General features: G+C 60.3%; 18 protein-coding genes. 9 read left to right on the forward strand and 9 right to left on the reverse strand.

Annotation, left to right across the window (positions count from 1 at the left end; all coding sequences use genetic code 11):
* The 6 genes from PMM47T1_RS29595 to PMM47T1_RS25630 all read right to left on the reverse strand — a co-directional run.
* On the reverse strand, positions 1-99 hold a 99-nt coding region (locus PMM47T1_RS29595; RefSeq protein ID WP_008364576.1), incomplete at its 3' end, for an IS3 family transposase.
* Positions 100-363: 264 nt separating this feature from the next.
* A complete protein-coding gene (locus PMM47T1_RS25610) occupies positions 364-1,056 on the reverse strand; it encodes a hypothetical protein (protein WP_043301529.1) in 693 nt (230 codons plus the stop codon).
* 376 nt (positions 1,057-1,432) lie between these two features.
* Positions 1,433-2,203 (reverse strand): SIR2 family NAD-dependent protein deacylase, encoded by a 771-nt coding sequence (locus PMM47T1_RS25615; protein ID WP_008374549.1) that lies wholly within the window; start codon positions 2,201-2,203, stop codon positions 1,433-1,435.
* A gap of 290 nt (positions 2,204-2,493) precedes the next feature.
* Entirely contained in the window at positions 2,494-4,140 is a 1,647-nt protein-coding gene (gene drt4 / locus PMM47T1_RS25620) for an antiviral reverse transcriptase Drt4 (protein ID WP_238536660.1), read from the reverse strand.
* A gap of 638 nt (positions 4,141-4,778) precedes the next feature.
* Positions 4,779-5,867, reverse strand: coding sequence for an endonuclease/exonuclease/phosphatase family protein (locus tag PMM47T1_RS25625; protein ID WP_008374552.1), 1,089 nt, complete (start codon positions 5,865-5,867; stop codon positions 4,779-4,781).
* 64 nt (positions 5,868-5,931) lie between these two features.
* Positions 5,932-6,591, reverse strand: coding sequence for a membrane protein (locus PMM47T1_RS25630; RefSeq protein ID WP_008374555.1), 660 nt, complete (start codon positions 6,589-6,591; stop codon positions 5,932-5,934).
* Positions 6,592-6,791: 200 nt separating this feature from the next.
* Between PMM47T1_RS25630 and PMM47T1_RS25635 the strand changes: the two genes are divergently transcribed.
* The 5 genes from PMM47T1_RS25635 (at position 6,792) to PMM47T1_RS25655 (ending at position 11,088) form a co-directional block, all read left to right on the forward strand.
* Positions 6,792-7,529, forward strand: coding sequence for a DUF2076 domain-containing protein (locus tag PMM47T1_RS25635; RefSeq protein WP_008374557.1), 738 nt, complete (start codon positions 6,792-6,794; stop codon positions 7,527-7,529).
* A 128-nt stretch (positions 7,530-7,657) separates the two neighbouring features.
* Complete coding sequence (locus tag PMM47T1_RS25640) at positions 7,658-8,137, forward strand: LabA-like NYN domain-containing protein (RefSeq protein ID WP_008374559.1); 480 nt, start codon at positions 7,658-7,660, stop codon at positions 8,135-8,137.
* A 15-nt stretch (positions 8,138-8,152) separates the two neighbouring features.
* Complete coding sequence (locus PMM47T1_RS25645) at positions 8,153-8,764, forward strand: 3'-5' exonuclease (protein ID WP_008374561.1); 612 nt, start codon at positions 8,153-8,155, stop codon at positions 8,762-8,764.
* A gap of 47 nt (positions 8,765-8,811) precedes the next feature.
* Entirely contained in the window at positions 8,812-9,711 is a 900-nt protein-coding gene (gene yedA / locus PMM47T1_RS25650) for a drug/metabolite exporter YedA (RefSeq protein WP_008374563.1), read from the forward strand.
* Positions 9,712-9,750: 39 nt separating this feature from the next.
* Entirely contained in the window at positions 9,751-11,088 is a 1,338-nt protein-coding gene (locus PMM47T1_RS25655; RefSeq protein WP_008374565.1) for a DEAD/DEAH box helicase, read from the forward strand.
* 158 nt (positions 11,089-11,246) lie between these two features.
* Here PMM47T1_RS25655 and PMM47T1_RS25660 read toward each other — a convergent pair whose 3' ends face one another.
* Complete coding sequence (locus tag PMM47T1_RS25660) at positions 11,247-12,491, reverse strand: TIGR03862 family flavoprotein (protein WP_008374566.1); 1,245 nt, start codon at positions 12,489-12,491, stop codon at positions 11,247-11,249.
* Between the two features lie 165 nt (positions 12,492-12,656).
* Positions 12,657-13,574, reverse strand: coding sequence for a histone deacetylase family protein (locus PMM47T1_RS25665; protein ID WP_008374568.1), 918 nt, complete (start codon positions 13,572-13,574; stop codon positions 12,657-12,659).
* 79 nt (positions 13,575-13,653) lie between these two features.
* Here PMM47T1_RS25665 and PMM47T1_RS25670 point away from each other — a divergent pair, with 79 nt between their 5' ends.
* From PMM47T1_RS25670 to PMM47T1_RS25685, 4 genes are all read left to right on the forward strand, one after another.
* A complete protein-coding gene (locus PMM47T1_RS25670; protein WP_008374570.1) occupies positions 13,654-14,223 on the forward strand; it encodes a GNAT family N-acetyltransferase in 570 nt (189 codons plus the stop codon).
* A 101-nt stretch (positions 14,224-14,324) separates the two neighbouring features.
* Entirely contained in the window at positions 14,325-15,194 is an 870-nt protein-coding gene (gene tesB, locus PMM47T1_RS25675; protein WP_008374571.1) for an acyl-CoA thioesterase II, read from the forward strand.
* The gene (locus tag PMM47T1_RS25680; protein ID WP_008374573.1) at positions 15,191-15,784 is read left to right on the forward strand and encodes an HAD family hydrolase; all 594 of its coding nucleotides are present in this window, start codon (positions 15,191-15,193) and stop codon (positions 15,782-15,784) included. Before tesB ends, PMM47T1_RS25680 begins: the two co-directional genes overlap by 4 nt.
* 438 nt (positions 15,785-16,222) lie before the next feature.
* Positions 16,223-17,509 (forward strand): carbohydrate porin, encoded by a 1,287-nt coding sequence (locus PMM47T1_RS25685; RefSeq protein WP_008374574.1) that lies wholly within the window; start codon positions 16,223-16,225, stop codon positions 17,507-17,509.
* On the opposite strand, the gene ypfJ is transcribed toward PMM47T1_RS25685, so the two are convergent.
* Positions 17,510-18,409 (reverse strand): KPN_02809 family neutral zinc metallopeptidase, encoded by a 900-nt coding sequence (gene ypfJ, locus PMM47T1_RS25690; RefSeq protein WP_008374577.1) that lies wholly within the window; start codon positions 18,407-18,409, stop codon positions 17,510-17,512.
* Between the last annotated feature and the right edge of the window lie 43 nt (positions 18,410-18,452).

Below are 18,452 nucleotides of genomic sequence, written 5' to 3' on the forward strand. Positions count from 1 at the left end.
TGAACGGGCTGCTTCGGTATGGCTGTAGCCTTGGTCGAGCACCAGGCACGCCGCCTCGCGCTTGAACTCAGGGGTAAAGGTACGACGTTGCTTGGTCATCAGACACCTCTCTGTGGCGAGCATTCTCGCCTAAATGGGTGTCCGGTTTCATTAGACCACTACAGGTAGATGGTTAGCCATACCAGAGGCCGTATGCATGGGCAGGCATGCTGGCCCTAATGGATTTCCTCCTCACGTCCGCATGTTTCGCTTAATCGAGGTTCCCGCGTAGAAACCTTGAACGACCGCAGCGATGATTGCCGTACGATCCGTTGCAGTCGTTCAAAGTGTTGAAAAAACAAAGGCATTTAACTACGGTAATACTTACTTGAATTTAAAGGTTTTAAGAGCTGAAGCGTAGCTGTCGCGAAATCCTTTGGAAATAGGGGTGTCGGGGATGATTTCCAGCATTGCTGCTATTGCATTCACTACCGTAACCCTTGCCCAGTTCACAACCTTTTCAGTATCAAGCATGTAAATCCACGAAGTGTGGTGGCTTTCGTCTTCAAGGACATTAAGTCGTTTAAGCTCGCTAAGAACCCACGGGTGTTCGGAGACATTACCGTCCGCATCCAGCTCGATTTCATCTGATTTCATGTGAACGAGTTTATTTCTTAGAGTTATTAATCGCTTCAAATTTTTGTAGTCTTCATCTTCTCCCTTTTTCCAGTTTTTGTTCAAGCTCTTTATGACTGTCTCATACTTATCAATAAGTCGATCTTTCTCGATTCTATTTATCAAGTCTTCCAGTTCGCGCTCGCTTGGCTGGAGGTACTCCATGTGGCCGTTAATGAAAAGTCCTCCCCCGGCGTATTTTGTTTGAGGATTCATGTTGAATAGTGTACTTGGGGACGAGTACGGACGCAGCTTGGCAACGGACTGGTAGTAGCTTTTTAGATCCTCAAGAAAAACCTCTGCAGCCATCGTGCACAATGCAACATGCACGGTGCCATCTAAATATCCAATCTTTTCTGATTTTTCTAAAAAGATAATTCCATGAAATGGTAGGGACTTCAAATTATAATCCTTTATCTGATTTTTGATTTTTCATCGTATGAAGCACACTTACATTTTACCATTCTCACGAAGCATACTGTGAACGAAGGCAAAACAATCGAATGTTTCAAGGGTCGAAATTGAGCCACGCCGGTTTTCCTTGAAACGGTGCAGCAGAGGCTCTGCGCGTCGGTGGGGGAACGTTACCGTCGTCGCGGCGACTCCTTCGTGGTGTACATCTCCAGCGCAAACGGAGCGCGCCGGCCACGCGACGGGCCACAAGCGTGAGGATGAAAGCCCGCAGGGCCAAAACTTGGCGCAAGCCAGGGTTTGGTTCACGCCAGCCGTGCCCCTAAGGGGTCAAGCCCAAAACGGATCTACCGAAGTAGCCATCCAGCTAAGAGACAGGATAGTCGCCAAAGGCTTCGCGAAGCAGGCTCTGCATCATCACCGAGGCAGGGCCTACGAGAAAGTGCTCCTGACCGCTGATATCGAACCGCGCAGGATTAACGTGAGCAACGGTCGCCCCATGGCCCAGTGCACGTAGCGGTAGCTCAGCAGCTGGGTAAACAATCCCGGAAGTACCAATCGAGAGGAAGACATCGCATTCCTCTGCGGCTGCGAGACCTGCGTTCCATGCGCTTTCGGGCAGCATCTCGCCAAACCATACAACTCCAGGCCTCACATACCCATTGCACGCACTGCATCTCAGCGGCTCAATCCGGCTCCCATACTCAGGCAAGGCGTCAGACGTGAGAGGTAGGGTATACGGCTGCCCACAATCGATGCACCGAGGCGAATGCAGGCTGCCATGTAGATGAATCACATCCTGGCTGCCAGCGCGCTCGTGAAGGTCATCAACATTTTGAGTGATCACCGTTAGATTGGGCACATGCCTGGCGAGCTCGGCGATAGCGAGATGCGCTCCATTCGGCTTCGCCTGCCCAACCTTCTGCCGACGCCACTCGTACCACCCCCAACACAAGGCAGGATCGGCTCTGAATGCTTCGCAGGTGGCGAGTTGAGCAGGATCGAAGCGCTCCCATAGTCCCGTCAATGCGTCTCTGAAAGTCGGGATGCCGCTCTCAGCTGATGCACCAGCGCCTGTGAAGACAACAACGTGCTGAGCTGTCCTTAATTGTTGAGCCAGGGCATTGGTGGCGGTCATGAGCATTCCTTTGGGGGGGGCGATATCAATTGAGGCGTTGGCGTTTTAGTGCTGGATTGGTTGCAAAGGATTGTGGATCAAAAACTACTAAATCCTAATCAATGGGCGTTCAGCCTGTCTCTTGAATACTGGTCACGTCGGGTGAATTTTTCGGACAGATCTGCAACGTCCTGCCAGACTCGGCAAGGGGGGGCGCTGCTCACATTAGGCAGGAGGCTTGAGGGTGAAGGTTTCTTCAGGCCAAGGGGGGCACGACAGGCGTACCCCTGATTGGTGAGAAAAGCCGCCGGTCAATACTTTCCGTCCAAGTAATCCTGGAATCCTACCGGCGATTCATTTTTTTCTCTAAATGGGTTCGAATAATAGAAGCAGTAGTCTTCAGCCTTGGAAGCTTTCTTTGGTGGGTTGATGAACTGGACGTCATGCTTTTTCAGGATTTCGAATGTGGGATCGTCCGCGTAGGGGTTCTCTATCTTTTCTTGGAGGAAAAGCTGATAAAGCAGAATCCAATTTTGATCAAGTTCGTACAGGGTGCAGTTTTCAATCACCTGCCGGGCATGCGCAACAACAGCATCTGTAGCAGGCTCGAAGATGCTAAGCAGAGCAATCGCTGTTGCATCACCTGTCTGAATAACCAATTCTACGTTTCCATCGGTTGGGTGAGAGCTTAGCTGGTTCAGGTAATATAGCGCCCAGCACATGCCGTCCGAACGGCGGTGTATGGCATTGGTTTTCAGGATTTCATTGAGTTTTGCAATGACGGTTTCTTTTTTGTAGTAGTCCGAGGTGGCGTCAATCTTTTCAAGAAGAGGCAGAAGTATTGGGTAGTGCCAGCTTAGGCTGAGAATGTATTGAAATACTGTGGCGGCTGTATCACCCTGAGCTCTATGGCAGATTAGGCCTGCCGCTAGCTTCAATACGCTGCCATCAGGCACCTCCTTGTTCAAATGTACGGCATAGTCAAGGAAGTTGATTGCCTCATGAGTGAAGAGGGTCAAGGCGCCGTTGGAGTCTGTTCTCCATGGGGTGGCGTTAGCTAATTTGGTAACCCAAGAGTCCACCAGTGGTTCAGGTAGCTCAGTTACTTTTGTTTTGCTGAGATTTAGCGTTAAACGATATCGAGATAGGGCGATACTCAAAGCACGAATGAATTCTTGAGCCTGAATATGCGTCTCGCAATAGGCCGTATAATCGTCTATGTAACGTACAAAGCGAAATTTCCCTGCAAGCTCCCTGTCTACCGCAGCCAGAACTATTTCCACCGCAATGCTTGAGGAGCTAGGGCCTACAGGTAGGCCGGAAGTCTCGTTGCGTTTTGCATTGCGCAGCGTTATGTCGAGGGTCGAACTCCAGTGCTTTTCTCCACGTTCTTGCAGCCGCTCTTTGGCTTTTTCATAACCTTGAACAGCCCATTCTAGAGAGTGCGTATAGATAGAGCCAAAACAATTTGCCACGTCAGCATGAGCCCGAAAGCTTGCACCAAAACTAATTTCCAAGGTGTTTTTGGTTTTGGTTTCATGGTCTTCATAATTCATGATGAACATGCGACCATCATTGTGCTGTTCGGCAGTGATGACGCTGTTATCATCTTTCATTGATTCGAGTATTTCTACTCTGTTTTTCTTCAGATTTGAATATACTCTGGCATAGGCGCGGGGGTGTATTAGGCTGAGCACCCGAGGAACATTGTTGAATCGCGTAGCCTTGTATTCCACAAGGTCGAACCAATATTTTTTACGCTCTTGACTTGGGTTTATGGTTGCTAGTTCATCAGCGATTTCTGGCGTGAACCTACTTGTTGAGAAGCATGGGGGTAATTCGGTTGCGGAGTCCTTTTGGTTTGGGAAGTAATTCCAGCGTGTCAAGGCTTCTAGGAAATGTCTTTCCTCATCGTGAAATACGGCAATATTTGATACCGGATGAGTGAATTCTTTCACGGAATTATGACTCCTAGGATGCTTGCTCGGCAATCAATGCGAAGGATGCGCCAAGACTTAGTAGTTGGCTGAAATTGAAAAACATCCGTGCGCAGGGTTGAGATGGTGGCTCAAGCTTGCCGAGTTGTCGACCTAGTTTGCGATGAGGTGAGAAAGCTCAAGCAGCCTAACCCACAGCGGAGGCTGTCGTGTGACGAAGTATTTAGGGCTCGATGAATGGGGAGGTCTTAGTTTGTTTTTGAGCACATTCCTGCGTTGAGTAAGATGCAGGCTTAGTGGGTGGGTAACGGTGCGCCTCGAAGCTCATTTCTCAGCGTTATTGGAATGTCGGAATTGTTCTATCCCATGGCTACCAAGAGGGCGTGTCAATCCTGTTACTGCCTTCGCAGGCAGTCACCCTGGTACGAGTGTCAATCAAGCGGCATTCCCGTCTATTCACTGTCAATCAAGTGCTTACAGATTGACGGTCAACCAGTGTCACGGGTATTTCTCGGAAAGTGCCTATATTATTGGCTATGGAGCCTGTCAATCTCCAGAGCACTCACGTGGTGCCAAGCACTACTGGCCGGATGACCCGTTGATCGCCGAGCCCACCGCGCGCATCAAACCGCGCAAATAGCCAGCTCCCGCAAGTGCAATCAACGACTCGGCGGCGGCAACATCAACCGCGCCGTCAGCGGCATATGGTCCGAAATCTCCTCGGTATCATCCTGCCGCACGCGCGCCTCAATGCGCTTGAGCTTGGGGCTGTGAAACAGGTAGTCCAGGGTGCGGTCAGGCGCCGGTATTGCCGGGTCGTTGGGGTAGTGAGTGAACCAGTCGCTGCGGTCTTCGCCGCTGGCTTCGCGGTTGTCCGGGATCATCGGGTAGCGATCCCACAGCAGGTGCAGGCTGCTGTCGGCCGGGTAGGCCGGGCGCTGGCTGGCGGCCAGGCGCACGGCCTGGCCCAGGGGCAGGGCGTTGAAGTCGCCGCCCAGCAGCCAGGGCGTGCCATGGCTTTCCATGCGGTCGACGCGCTTGAGGATCGCCTGCATCTGGCGCACTTGCGTGTCCTCACCGGGCACGTAATCATCCAGATGCGTGTTGAGCACGGCCAGTTGCCCGCCACCCTGAATCGGCAGGTAGCTGGTCAGCAGCGCGCGATGCGGCCTGAATGGCGCCGTCAGCCAATGGCCTTCGGGCTGGGGTAGTTGCTGGCGCTCGGCTTGCACGATCTGGAAGCGGCTCAAGGTCGCCAGCTTGCGCCCGACGCTGCCGAGGATATGCGGGTTGGGAATAAAGTCGGCTTTCCAGTCGAAGGCATCCACACTGCACGGGTACAAGTCGACGATCCGCGCGCGCAGCAACGACAGCTGGTCCTGGTAGTCACTGGCCTTGGCGCCGTCGTCGAGTTCCTGAAACAGCAACAGGTCGGGCTGTTCATCGCGGATGACCCGTGTCACTTCGTCCAGGTTGTAGGCCAGGTCTTCGGCGCTGGCGCGGTCGTCCGGGCCGCTGCCATCGGGCACGTCGTACCAGAACACGTACTGCTTGCCGGCCAGGTGCTGGACGTTCCAGGTCATCACCTTAAGCGCCTGGCCCGGCACCAGTTGCGGCGCGGCCCCGCGGCACAGCTGGCCTAGCTTTTCCCGTGGCAGCGGGTGCCAGGTCAAGGTGTACACCAGCAGGGCCAACAGCAGCGCCAGGGCCACCAGTACCAGCAGGGTATTGCGCTGTAGTCGCGTCATGGGCTCGGCTTATGGCTCGGCAATATCACCCGAGCATAACCGAGCCTGCGGCCCGGCCCAAGCCTCATGCCGGGTCAACGTTTTCCATGCGCAGCATGAACAGGCGGTACACCACCACGCTGGTGAACAACTGCAGGAAGCCGTTGATGCTGTCGAGCATCAGCGCCTGCCAGTTGCTGGGGTCTGGCCATATGGCATTGCTGGCGATGTCGATGGCCCACAATGGCACCAAGGCGCCAAACACGCAGGTCATGATGCGCAGGAAATGCCCCTGGGTCAGCTGGAAGCTGTCGCGCATGGCGGCCATGGGCGTTAGCCCACGCAGCACCAGCAGGTATTCGGCGAACACCAGCTTGACCATCACGTACAGCCCCGGCAGCACGAACAGCGAAATACCCAGCATGATCAAGAGGGTGCTGCTGGCGGCCAGCAGGGCGAAATACGGCCACATGCGCAGGGTCACGGCCAACAGGTTGCGCTTGAGTGGTTGCAGGCCCTTGCTGCGGGCGTCCAGAAACAGAATCAGCGCGCCGGCGTACAGCGGGTAGAACAGCAGGCCAACACTGATGTCATACAAAGGAGAGGCATCTGGCCCCACGGTGTGTTGCACCATTTGCGTGGCCAGTGCTTCCAGCACCACCAATGGCAGGCACAGCTGGGCAATGGCCGCCAGGTTGCGGCGGAAGAAATACAGGGAGTCGCGCAGTACACTCAAGGGGTTCATCAGTCGGTATCGCATATGGAAAAGCAGGCCGACACTTTAGCCCAAGCGCCGAGCCGCTCCAACCGTGACGGGGGCGGGCTGCCTGAAGGAAGTTTCATCGAGTGCAGCCATTGAAACCGTTACGCAGGTGCCCCATTTTGTACACAGGCCGCCCATACCGGGCCGGGCCGAATTTTTACCGGCAATCTAACGAGGTCGCCATGAACAGCGAAGAGCAAACCCTGATCGATGGTCTGTTTACCCGGCTCAAGCAAGCCGAAACGGGAGCAGCACCACGCGACGCCCAGGCGTTCGAGCGGATCAAGGAACATGTGGCCGCGCAACCGGCAGTCCCTTATTACATGGCCCAGGCCATCCTGGTACAGGAAGCGGCCCTCAAGCGCATGGACGAGCAGGTCAAGAAACTGCAGGCCGACCTGGCTCAAGCCCAGGCCCAGGCAGCGGCCGCCAGCCAGCAGCCCAGCGGCGGTGGTGGTTTCCTGTCGAGCATCTTTGGTGGCGGTTCGCGTTCCGAACCGGCCCAGGCCCCGGCACCGCAGTCTTCCGGTGGCTGGCGCGAGCCTGGCAATCAATACCAGCAACCACCGCAGCAGCAGCCGCAGTACGCGCCACCACCACCGCCTCAACAGGCAGCGGCCCCGGCCGGTGGCGGCTTCATGCGTGGTGCGTTGCAAACCGCAGCCGGTGTGGCCGGTGGCGTAATGCTGGCCGAAGGCATCAGCAGCCTGTTCCACCACAACAACCAGCCTCAGGAAATCGTCGAGGTGCTGCAAGAGCCCGCACCGATCCAGGACCAGGGCGGTTGGGGCAACGAACCCGAGCGTTTTGCCAATAATGATTCGTGGGGCAACAACAACGACAGCGGTGGTTTTGCCGACACCGACTTCAACGACGACAGCGGCGGCAGCTTTTTCGACGACGACGACACCTTCGTCTGACCCTCTCGGTAAACGGCCCGCCACCTGCGGCGGGTCGTTTTCGCCAGACAATTCCCAGCACCCGCGTTGCAACTGGCATACTGACGGCCTGATCAAGGTCGAGCGCTCCGGCGCCACGAGGATGTGCGGTGAAAAGAATCGCGGTGTTCGCCGATGTACAAAACCTCTATTACACCGTTCGTCAGGCGTATGGCTGTCATTTCAACTATGCGGCCCTGTGGGCTGACATCAGCCAGCGCGGCCAGATCGTCGAGGCGTATGCCTATGCCATCGACCGCGGCGACAGCAAGCAGCAACAGTTCCAGCAGATCCTGCGCAACCTGGGGTTCACGGTAAAGCTCAAGCCGTATATCCAGCGCAGTGACGGTTCGGCCAAGGGCGACTGGGACGTGGGCATCACCATCGATATCATGGACGTGGCCGACCGCGTCGACGAAGTGGTACTGGCCTCCGGCGATGGCGACTTCGACATGCTGCTCGAACGCATCATCCACAAGCACGGCGTGCAGGCAGTGGCCTACGGCGTGCCCGGGCTGACCGCCAATTCACTGATCCGCGCCGCCAGCCGCTACGTGCCCATCGAAGGCGCGTTGTTGCTCAAGAACTGAACCCCTGGAGTTGTTTTGGACCGTATTGCCGTCATCGACTTTGAAACCACCGGTATTTCGCCGGGTGCCTATTGCCGTGCCACCGAAATTGCCGTGGTGATGCTCGAGCGCGGGCAGATCGTGGACCGTTATCAGAGCCTGATGAACGCGGGTATCAGCGTGCCGGCCTTCGTCACCAGCCTGACCGGCATCTCCACCGCCATGGTGCGCAGCGCGCCGCCAGCGGCTCAGGTGATGGGGGAGGTGGCGGACTTCGTGGGTGACACGCCGCTGCTGGCGCATAACGCGTCGTTCGACCAGCGCTTCTGGGATTTCGAACTCGGCCTGCTGCGCCGCGAGCGCCGCCAGCGCTTTGCCTGCTCGATGCTGCTGGCGCGCCGGCTGATGCCCTCGGCGCCCAACCACAAGCTCGGTACCCTGACCCGCTGGGCCGGCCTGCCGGACACTGGCACCGCTCACCGGGCCATGGCCGATGCCGAGATGGCGGCCAACCTGACCCAGCATTTGGCGGGTGAGCTGCGCGGTACCCATGGCTTGAGCCAGGTGAACCACGACCTGTTCTGCACCCTGCAGAAAGTGCCGGCGGCCAAGATCGGCGACGCCCTGCGCAAGCACCGCGGCGCCTAGTCTTCTAAAGTGCGCACTCAATAATAACCTGAGCACGGAGCCCTCCCTTGTCTGCCACTCGCCGCTTTCCGCTGCCCCTGATCGGCGCGTTTCTCGCCCTGTATTTCATCTGGGGTTCAACCTACCTGTTCATCCGCATTGGCGTGGAATCCTGGCCGCCGCTGTTGATGGCCGGCATCCGCTTCGTCACCGCCGGCAGTCTTTTGTATGGCTTCCTGCGCTGGCGCGGGGTGCCGGCCCCCACCTGGCAGCAATGGAAAAGCGCGGGCGCCATCGGCTTTCTGTTGCTCAGCTGTGGCAACGGCGGGGTGACCCTGGCCGAGCACATTGGCGTGGCCTCGGGCGTTGCGGCGTTGGCGGTGGCCACGGTGCCTCTGTTTGCGTTGCTGTTCGCCATGCTCTGGGGGCACCGCAACACCCGCCTGGAATGGGCCGGTGTGGCCCTGGGGCTGGTGGGTATCGGCCTGCTCAACCTGGGCTCCAACCTGCAGGCCAGCCCCATGGGCGCGGCGTTGATTCTGTTCGCGGCCGCCGCCTGGGCCTTCGGCTCCATCTGGAGCCGCCAGCTGTCATTGCCTGCCGGGCCCATGGCCAGTGCCGCGCAGATGCTGATGGGTGGCGTGGTGCTGTTGCTGGGCAGCGCCCTGAGCGGCGAGCGCATGAGCCAATGGCCCACGCCCGCCGGCTGGGGCGCGCTGGCCTACCTGGTGGTGTTTGGTTCCATCCTGGCGTTCAGCGCCTACGGCTACCTGCTCAAGCACGTGCGTCCGGCAGCGGCCACCAGCTATGCCTACGTGAACCCGGCCGTGGCAGTGATGCTGGGCATCGTTTTCGCCGGTGAGCACATTGGTGCGCCGGAGTGCCTGGCCATGGCGGTGATCATCGGCGCCGTGGTATTGATCGGTCTGCCGCAATGGCGCAAGCCGCAACAGGCTCTGACAAGGTAAACTGAGCGCATTGCAGAACTTCACCTGACGGTACCCTTGATGACATTCGCCACCCTTGGCCTGATTGAACCCCTGCTGCGCGCCCTGGAAACCCTCGGCTACCAGACCCCGACGCCGGTACAGGCCCAGGCCATCCCGGCCGTGCTAGCCGGCCGCGACCTGATGGCCGCAGCTCAGACAGGCACCGGCAAGACTGCCGGTTTTGCCTTGCCGATGCTGCAGCGCCTGACCATGGAAGGCCCGAAAGTGGCCAGCAACCACGTGCGTGCGCTGGTGCTGGTGCCTACCCGCGAGCTGGCTGAGCAGGTGCACGCGAATATTTGCGAGTACGGCGAGCATCTGCCGCTGAGCACTTACGCGGTGTACGGCGGCGTAAGCATCAACCCGCAAATGATGAAGCTGCGCAAGGGTGTCGACCTGCTGGTGGCTACCCCGGGCCGCTTGCTGGACCTGTATCGCCAGAACGCGGTGAAATTCACCCAGCTGGAAACCTTGGTGCTGGACGAAGCCGACCGCATGCTGGACCTGGGCTTTGCCGAAGAGCTGCGCGACATTTACGCCGCCCTGCCGAAAAAGCGCCAGACCCTGCTGTTCTCGGCCACCTTCTCGGACGCCATTCGCCTGCTGGCCGGGCAGATGCTCGACAACCCGCAAAGCATTGAAGTAAGCCCGCGCAACGTCGCTGCCTCCACGGTCAAGCAGTGGGTGGTGACCGTGGACAAGAAGCGCAAACCCGAGCTGTTCATCCACCTGATGAAGAAGCTCAAGTTGAAGCAGACCCTGGTGTTCGCCAAGACCCGCAACGGCGTGGACGCACTGGTGGAGCGCCTGCAAGGCCTGGGCATCAACGCCGACGGCATTCACGGTGACAAGCCCCAGGCCACGCGCCAGCGCGCCCTGGACCGTTTCAAGGCCGGAGAAGTACAGGTTCTGGTGGCCACCGATGTAGCGGCCCGTGGCCTGGACATCGACGACCTGCCCACTGTGGTCAACTTCGACCTGCCCATCGTGGCCGAAGACTACGTGCACCGCATTGGCCGTACGGGCCGTGCTGGCCTGACTGGCGAAGCGATTTCGCTGGTGTGCGCGGATGAAGTGCAACTGCTGTCGGCCATCGAGGTATTGACCCGCCAGACTCTGAAGCGTCAGGAAGAAAGCGGTTTTGAACCTGATCACCGTGTGCCGGAAACCAACGCCACCGGCGATGTGCTGAAGAAACCGAAAAAGCCGAAGAAGCCCAAGGTTTCGGGCGGCAAGCGCACGCTTGGCAAGTGGATGGACAGCGGCGAAACGCCAACCGAAATCGTCGCCCCGGCGGCCCGGCCGGTACGCAAAGTGCCCGCGTTCAACACCGGCCCGCGCAAGCGCAAGCCCTGAGGCTGGCTCCCCGTAGCTGCCGCCAGGCTGCGAAAAGGTCTGCAGGACCTTTGGCGTTGTCATGTCGATCGCGGGCCCGCTGCGCGCGCCTTCGCAGCCTGGCGGCAGCTCCTACGGCCTGGCGGCAGCCTACGGCCTGGCGGCAGCTGTGGCATCAATCAGCATCGCGGCTGGCGTAACCACTGCAGTGCACCCTCGGCGGCCCTGCGCCCGCTGGCGAAACAGGCGGTCAGCAGGTAACCGCCGGTAGGCGCTTCCCAGTCCAGCATCTCCCCCGCACAGAACACCCCCGGTACCGCGTTGAGCATCAACCCGGCGTCCATTTCCTCGAAACGCACGCCGCCCGCGGTGCTGATGGCTTCATCCAGCGGCCGTGGCCGCACCAGCACGATGGGTAGCGCCTTGATGGCCCCGGCCAGTGCCTGGGCGTCATCAAAGGTGGCCTTGTCGGTCAATTCTCGCAGCAGCGCTGCCTTGACCCCGTCGATGCCCAGCGCGCTGTGCAGGTGTTTGGCCATGGAGCGCGAGCCCCGTGGCTTGTTCAGCGCGGCAGCGACCTTATCCACAGGCTTGTTCGGCAGCAGGTCCAGGTAGACGGTCGATCGCCCGCAAGCGTTGATCTGCTCGCGGATCTGCGCCGACAGCGCATACACCAGGCTGCCTTCGATACCACCTGCGGTGAGGACCGCTTCGCCCAGCCGCGGGGCTGCGCCAGCCAGGTGCAGGGCGACGTTTTTCAGCGGCGCACCGGCGAATCTCTCCCGTAGCAGGTCGCTCCACCCGGCCACTTCAAAACCGCTGTTCGCCGCCTGCAAGGGCGCAATGCCCACGCCGCGTGCCGCCAGCCAGGGCAACCAGGCGCCGTCCGAGCCCAGCCGCGCCCAGCTGGCGCCGCCCAGGGCCAACACCGTGGCGTTGGGCTTGAGCAGCCGTTCACCGTCCGGATAGCTGATGTGCAGGCTGCCGTCGGCGTTCCAGCCCAGCCAGCGGTGCCGGGTGTGGATAACTACGCCCTGTTCACGCAGGCGCTTGAGCCAGGCGCGTAACAGCGGCGCCGCTTTCATGTCGGTGGGGAACACGCGGCCGGAAGTGCCGATGAAGGTGGCGATGCCCAGGCCATGAATCCACTGGCACAAATCATCCGCATTGAAACCTGTGAGCAGGGCGCCTACTTCTTCCTGGCGTTCGGCGTAGCGGCCGATAAAGGCGCGGTAGGGCTCGGAATGGGTGATGTTCATGCCGCCCACCCCGGCCAGCAGGAACTTGCGCCCCACCGACGGCATGGCGTCGAACACCTCGACGCGCGCGCCGGCCTGGCTGAGGACTTCGGCTGCCATCAACCCGGCAGGGCCGCCGCCGATGATCGCGACGTGATGGGCAGGGGTGGGCAGGGAATCGGACATGGGCGGCTACACGGTGCTAAACAAGCCGTGCAGTGTATCTCATCGCCAGTGGATAAAAAACGTACAGCAGCCTGCAGGCCGCGCTGTTACTGGCGTGGCAGAGCTTGCCCGCAGGTTATCCACAGGCGGTTCCACAGCGGATGTGGGTAAGTCGCTGTGAATAAGTCAGAGCCCCAAATCTGTCCACACCCGCTGGGCGCTGTGGTGCAGCAGGCCGTGGCGACGGGCCAGGGCCGGGCGGTCCTTGCTGTAGCCGCCGCCAATCACGCCCATCACCGCAATGTCGCGGCCCAGGCAATGGCGCAGTACCCGTTCGTCGCGGGCCGACACCCCGGCGTCGGTGAGTTGCAGGTAACCCAAGGCGTCGTCCTTGTGCACATCCACCCCGGCGTCATACAGCACCAGGTCGGGCTTGTAGAGCGGTAACAGGTAATTGAGCGTGTCGTCCACCACTTGCAGGTAGTCGGCATCGCCCATGCCCATGGGCAGGGGAATGTCCCAGTCGCTGTCGGCCTTGCGCGCGGGGAAGTTTTTTTCGCAGTGCAGCGACACGGTGATAGCGTCCGGCGTATTGGCCAGGATGCGCGCCGTGCCGTCGCCCTGATGCACGTCGCAGTCGAAGATCAGCACACTGCCCACGCGGCCGCTGGCCAGCAGGTAGCGACTGATGATCGCCAGGTCATTGAAAATGCAGAACCCGGCCGGGTGATCGTAATGGGCGTGATGGGTGCCGCCGGCCAAGTGGCAGGCCAGCCCGTGTTGCAGCGCCTGCTCGGCGGCCAGCAACGAACCACCCACCGCGCGCACGGTACGTCGGGCCAGTGCCTCGCTCCACGGCAAGCCCAGGCGGCGCTGGTCTTCGCGGCCCAATTGGCCGCTCATGAAGCGCTCGATGTAGTCACGGTCATGGGCCAGGGCCAGGGTATCGGCGGGGCACACGGCCGGGCGCAGCAGGTCGGCATCCCGAGTCAGGCCGCTGTCCACCAGGTGGTCGCGCAGCAGGCGGAACTTGTCCATGGGGAAGCGATGCTCGGGTGGGAACTGCGGGCTGTAATCGTCGTGGTAGATCAGTGGCAGCGGCATGAGCATTTCTAGGCTGGAGGGTGTCCGATTCTTGCCACGGTCACGGTAAACTTCAAGGACTGCATGGGGGATTCAATCAATGAAACCAATCCTGGAGCTGGAAAGTGCGCGGCTGCTGATGCGCCCGTGGCGCGACGAAGACTTGCCGGAATTCGCCGCCATGTCGGCCGACCCGCAGGTGATGCGCTATTTTCCAGCGCTGCTCAGCCGCCTTGAAAGCGCCGCGTTGATTGGCCGTATTCGCGGGCACTTCAATGAGTACGGCTTTGGCCTGTGGGCGCTGGAGCGCAAGGACACCGGGGCATTCATCGGCTTCACCGGCCTTGCCAACGTCAGCTTCGACGCCCCGTTTACGCCCGCAGTGGAAATTGGCTGGCGCCTGGCGCGCCGGCACTGGGGCCTGGGCTTTGCCAGCGAGGCGGCGTGGACCAGCCTGCGCGTGGCCTTCGGGCAGCTCAACCTGGACGAGGTGGTGTCGTTCACCGCGCAGTGCAATTTGCCGTCGGAAAAGGTAATGCAGGCCATCGGCATGCAGCGCGACCCCTGGGGCGATTTCGACCACCCGCGACTGCCCCGGGGGCACGAGCTGGAGCGCCAGGTGCTGTACCGCATCAACCGCGACCAGTGGCGCGAAACCCTGCACGGCTAGACCAACGTCGCGGCACTGGGGTTTGCCCCGGCAAAGTTCTGTATCATTTGCCACTACCGTCTCGCCTCACGGGCACAGTTACTGTTTTTTGGAGAGTTCGAATGAGCCATGTGTTGGACGATCTGGTCGACCTGTTGACCCTTGAGCCGATCGAGGAAAACCTGTTCCGCGGGCGCAGCCAGGACCTGGGCTTCCGCCAGCTGTTCGGCGGCCAGGTGTTGGGCCAGTCGCTGTCGGCGGCCAGCCAGACGGTCGAGGACGCGCGCCACGTGCATTCACTGCATGGCTATTTCCTGCGCCCCGGCGACGCCCAGTTGCCAGTGGTGTACATGGTTGACAAGGTACGCGACGGCGGCAGCTTCAGCACCCGTCGGGTCACGGCGGTGCAGAAAGGCCAGCAGATCTTCACCTGCAGCGCATCGTTCCAGTACGACGAGGAAGGCTACGAGCACCAGGCATCGATGCCGGCGGTGGTCGGCCCGGAAAACCTGCCCACCGAGCTTGAGCTGACGCAGAAGAACGCTCACCTGCTGCCCGAGCACATCCGCGACAAGCTGTTGTGCCCCAAGCCTATCGAAGTACGCCCGGTAACTGAGCGCAACCCCTACAACCCGGCGGCGGGTGATCCAGTCAAATACGTGTGGTTCCGCGCCGACGGCACGCTGCCCGACATCCCCGCACTGCACAAATACATCATGGCCTACGCCTCGGACTTCGGTCTGTTGACCACCTCGTTGCTGCCCCACGGCAAATCGGTATGGCACAAGGACATGCAACTGGCCAGCCTCGACCACGCCCTGTGGTTCCACGGTGACCTGCGTGCCGACGACTGGCTGCTGTATGCCATGGACAGCCCCTGGGCGGGCAATGCGCGTGGTTTCTGCCGCGGCAGCGTGTACAACCGCGCCGGCCAGTTGGTGGCGTCGTCGGCCCAGGAAGGGCTGATTCGTCATCGCAAGGACTGGGCATGAGCCTGGGTGGGGTCAGCCACTGGGTGTTCGACATGGACGGTACCCTGACGGTGGCCGTGCATGACTTCGCGGCCATTCGCGTGGCGCTGGAGATCCCGCCCGAGGATGACATCCTCACCCATCTGGCCGCCCTGCCGGCCGACGTAGCTGCGGCCAAGCACGCCTGGTTGCTGGAGCACGAACGCGAACTGGCGGTAGCGTCCCGTGCCGCCGACGGCGCGGTGGAACTGGTGCGCAGCCTGGCGGCCCGCGGACATACGCTGGGCATCCTGACCCGCAACGCGCGGGAGTTGGCGCACATCACCCTGGAAGCCATCGGCATTGCCGACTGCTTTGCCATCGAGGATGTGCTGGGGCGCGACGACGCATTGCCCAAGCCTAACCCCGATGGCCTGCTCAAGCTGGCCCGAGGCTGGGGCGTGGCACCGTCGCAGATGGTCATGGTCGGCGACTACCGCTTCGACCTGGACTGCGGCCGGGCAGCGGGCACCCACACCGTACTGGTCAACCTGCCCGACAACCCCTGGCCAGAGCTGACCGACTGGCACGCCCCCACCTGCACAGACCTGCTGCACCTCGCCAACCGCTAAATCCATTAGCCGCAATTGCCTTGCGAGGAGTCACTGTCGTAGAAGCTGCCGCCAGACTGCGAAAGGCCCGCAGGCGTTTCCTGCGGTGTCATGTTGATCGCGGGCACGCTGCGCGCGCCTTTGCAGCCTGGCGGCGGATGACCGCCCCGCAGCTCAGTTTCGCAGCCTGGCGGCAGCTACGAGACGGCCACAAGCGGCCGAAAGCTGATTCTTGCAATGCCGCTTTTGTGGCGCGAATGCCCCGCACGACCTTCGCATACCTGCAAATGAACTTAAACTAACTATTCCGATCATTTTATTAAAATTTGAAATAGTTTTTTGTTACCATTGGTCTTAATTCAGTACGGGTGCGTCATTATGATGCACCCCTCGAACTAGGCTCAGCATTTGCCCCGCCCTGCCGACACCCCCTCTGAACACAACAAACCGTAGAGAATCATGCTGATCAAATCCTCGCGTTGCATCAAGACTTCGAGCCTTGTGGCCGGCCTGTCGCTGGGCTCCCTGATGGTTGCCGTTCCGGGCGTGGCCCAGGCCGATGACTCGCTGATGACCGGTAACTGGGGCGGCGAGCGCACGCGCCTGGAAAACGAAGGCATCAAGATCACCAGCGACTACGTGTCGGAAACCTTCGGTACCGTTCACGGTGGCGAGTCCCACGGTGCCCGCTACGCCCAGCAACTGCGCATCGGCGCACGCTTCGATCTGAGCAAGATCCTGGGCATCGACAACGGCGGTACCGTGCAGGTCATGGTCACTGACCGTCGCGGCAACAGTGCTTCCAACGACCTGGTAGGCAACCGCCTGCCGGTGCAGGAAATCTACGGTGGCCAGTACACCCGTATCAGCGAAGTCAGCTACGAGCGCACCATTTTCACGCCCAACCTGGACATGAAAGTGGGCTTCATGCCCATGGGTAACGACTTCGGCGGCATGAGCATCCTGACCAACTTCGTCAACGCCGGCTTCTGCGCCCACCCGTTGTCGATGTCCGGTGGCAGCGGCTGGACCAACGCCCCGACCGGCCACTGGGGCGGCATGCTCAAGTACAAGATCAACGACGAGTGGGCTATCCAGACCGCAGCGTTCGAGGTCAACCCTATCACCAACAGCGAGTCCAAATACGCGCTGCGCATGAGCCCTGATCACTACACCGGCACCATCATGCCGATCGAGCTGATCTACACCCACGCCGGCGAATACGACGGCCAGTACAAGTTCGGCTGGTACTACGACACCTCCGACACCGCGCGTATCGACCACAACGGTACCGCTGCCGGCCGTTCCGGCTCCTACGTGCTGGCCGACCAGTCCGTATGGCATTCGGCTACCGACCCCAAGCGCAACCTGCACGTGTTCGGCCAGGCTACCCAGACCGACGTGGCCACCTCGCCTTTCCATCACTGGTACTCGGCAGGCGTGGTGCTGCACAAGCCGTTCGACAGCCGTCCTGACGACGCCATCGGCCTTGCCTACGGCCGCGCAGTGCTGAACCCGCACACCCGTGACAACCAGATTGCCGCAGCCTCCACCGCAGCTGCCGCGGATGACATCAGCAACCTGGACAGCGGCGAGCAACTGATCGAGCTGAGCTACACCGCCCAAGTCACCAAGTGGCTGACCGTGCGTCCTGACGTGCAGTACATCAAGGAGCCAGGCGCGTTCTACGGCGTCAACACGCAGAACGCACTGATGGCCGGTGTACAGATCAAGGCTGCATTCTGATCACAGGTTCTTCGTGCCGAAGGTATCGCACTGGTTGATCTGACCCTGGGCGAAACCGGTCTTGAACCAGCGTACGCGCTGGGCTGAAGTACCATGGGTGAAGGAGTCGGGGACCACGCGTCCCTGGCTCTGCTGCTGCAAGCGATCGTCGCCAATGGCATTGGCGGCGTTCAGCGCCGACTCCACGTCCCCCGGTTCCAACCAGTGCAGCCGCTGCTGCGCATGGTAGGCCCACACCCCAGCCAGGCAATCGGCCTGCAACTCCTGCCTGACCGACAAACCGTTCGCCCCCTCCATTTGTTCGCCCCGTTGCCGTGCTGCCTGCACCTTGGCCGGGATACCCAACAGGTTTTGCACGTGGTGGCCCACTTCATGGGCAATCACATATGCCTGGGCGAAGTCGCCGGCCGCGTGAAAGCGCTGGCTCAGTTCCTTGAAGAAATCCATGTCCAGGTACACCCTTTGATCGCCCGGGCAATAGAACGGGCCGGTGGCCGAGGTGGCGAAACCGCAGGCCGAGTTGACCTGGCCACGGAAGAGAATGAGTTTGGGGTCCTGATACTGGCGCCCGGCCTGCTGGAATATCTGGCCCCATGTGTCTTCGGTATCGCCCAGGATAGCGCGGACAAAATCGGCCTGCTCATCGTTGGCCGGTGGTGCAGGGCGATTGCGGGTGTCCACCGGCACCGACTGAGGCTGTGTCAGTTGCCCGGTCAGTTGTCCGAGAATCTGCATGGGGTCCTGGCCGGTCAGCAGGCCGAAGCCTACTATCAATACCACTGCGGTCAGGCTCAAGCCTTTGCCACCGATGCGCAGGCCGCCGCCCGAGCCGCCTGCAGCGGAATCGTCATCGCGAGCATCTACCACGTTGTCGCTGCGTCGGCCTTTTTTCCACAACATGGGCGAGTTACTCCATGGTAGGACTTAAGATAACCATATGGAT

The organism is Pseudomonas sp. M47T1, from assembly GCF_000263855.1.
Lineage (GTDB): Bacteria > Pseudomonadota > Gammaproteobacteria > Pseudomonadales > Pseudomonadaceae > Aquipseudomonas.

Bases quoted from the DNA above. Each gene is read 5' to 3' on its own strand.
- PMM47T1_RS25615 (WP_008374549.1), bottom strand. From the start codon at position 2,203: ATGACCGCCACCAATGCCCTGGCTCAACAATTAAGGACAGCTCAGCAC.
- PMM47T1_RS25625 (WP_008374552.1), bottom strand. From the start codon at position 5,867: ATGACGCGACTACAGCGCAATACCCTGCTGGTACTGGTGGCCCTGGCG.
- PMM47T1_RS25630 (WP_008374555.1), bottom strand. From the start codon at position 6,591: ATGAACCCCTTGAGTGTACTGCGCGACTCCCTGTATTTCTTCCGCCGC.
- PMM47T1_RS25635 (WP_008374557.1), top strand. From the start codon at position 6,792: ATGAACAGCGAAGAGCAAACCCTGATCGATGGTCTGTTTACCCGGCTC.
- PMM47T1_RS25655 (WP_008374565.1), top strand. From the start codon at position 9,751: ATGACATTCGCCACCCTTGGCCTGATTGAACCCCTGCTGCGCGCCCTG.
- PMM47T1_RS25660 (WP_008374566.1), bottom strand. From the start codon at position 12,491: ATGTCCGATTCCCTGCCCACCCCTGCCCATCACGTCGCGATCATCGGC.
- PMM47T1_RS25665 (WP_008374568.1), bottom strand. From the start codon at position 13,574: ATGCCGCTGCCACTGATCTACCACGACGATTACAGCCCGCAGTTCCCA.
- PMM47T1_RS25670 (WP_008374570.1), top strand. From the start codon at position 13,654: ATGAAACCAATCCTGGAGCTGGAAAGTGCGCGGCTGCTGATGCGCCCG.
- tesB (WP_008374571.1), top strand. From the start codon at position 14,325: ATGAGCCATGTGTTGGACGATCTGGTCGACCTGTTGACCCTTGAGCCG.
- PMM47T1_RS25680 (WP_008374573.1), top strand. From the start codon at position 15,191: ATGAGCCTGGGTGGGGTCAGCCACTGGGTGTTCGACATGGACGGTACC.
- PMM47T1_RS25685 (WP_008374574.1), top strand. From the start codon at position 16,223: ATGCTGATCAAATCCTCGCGTTGCATCAAGACTTCGAGCCTTGTGGCC.
- ypfJ (WP_008374577.1), bottom strand. From the start codon at position 18,409: ATGTTGTGGAAAAAAGGCCGACGCAGCGACAACGTGGTAGATGCTCGC.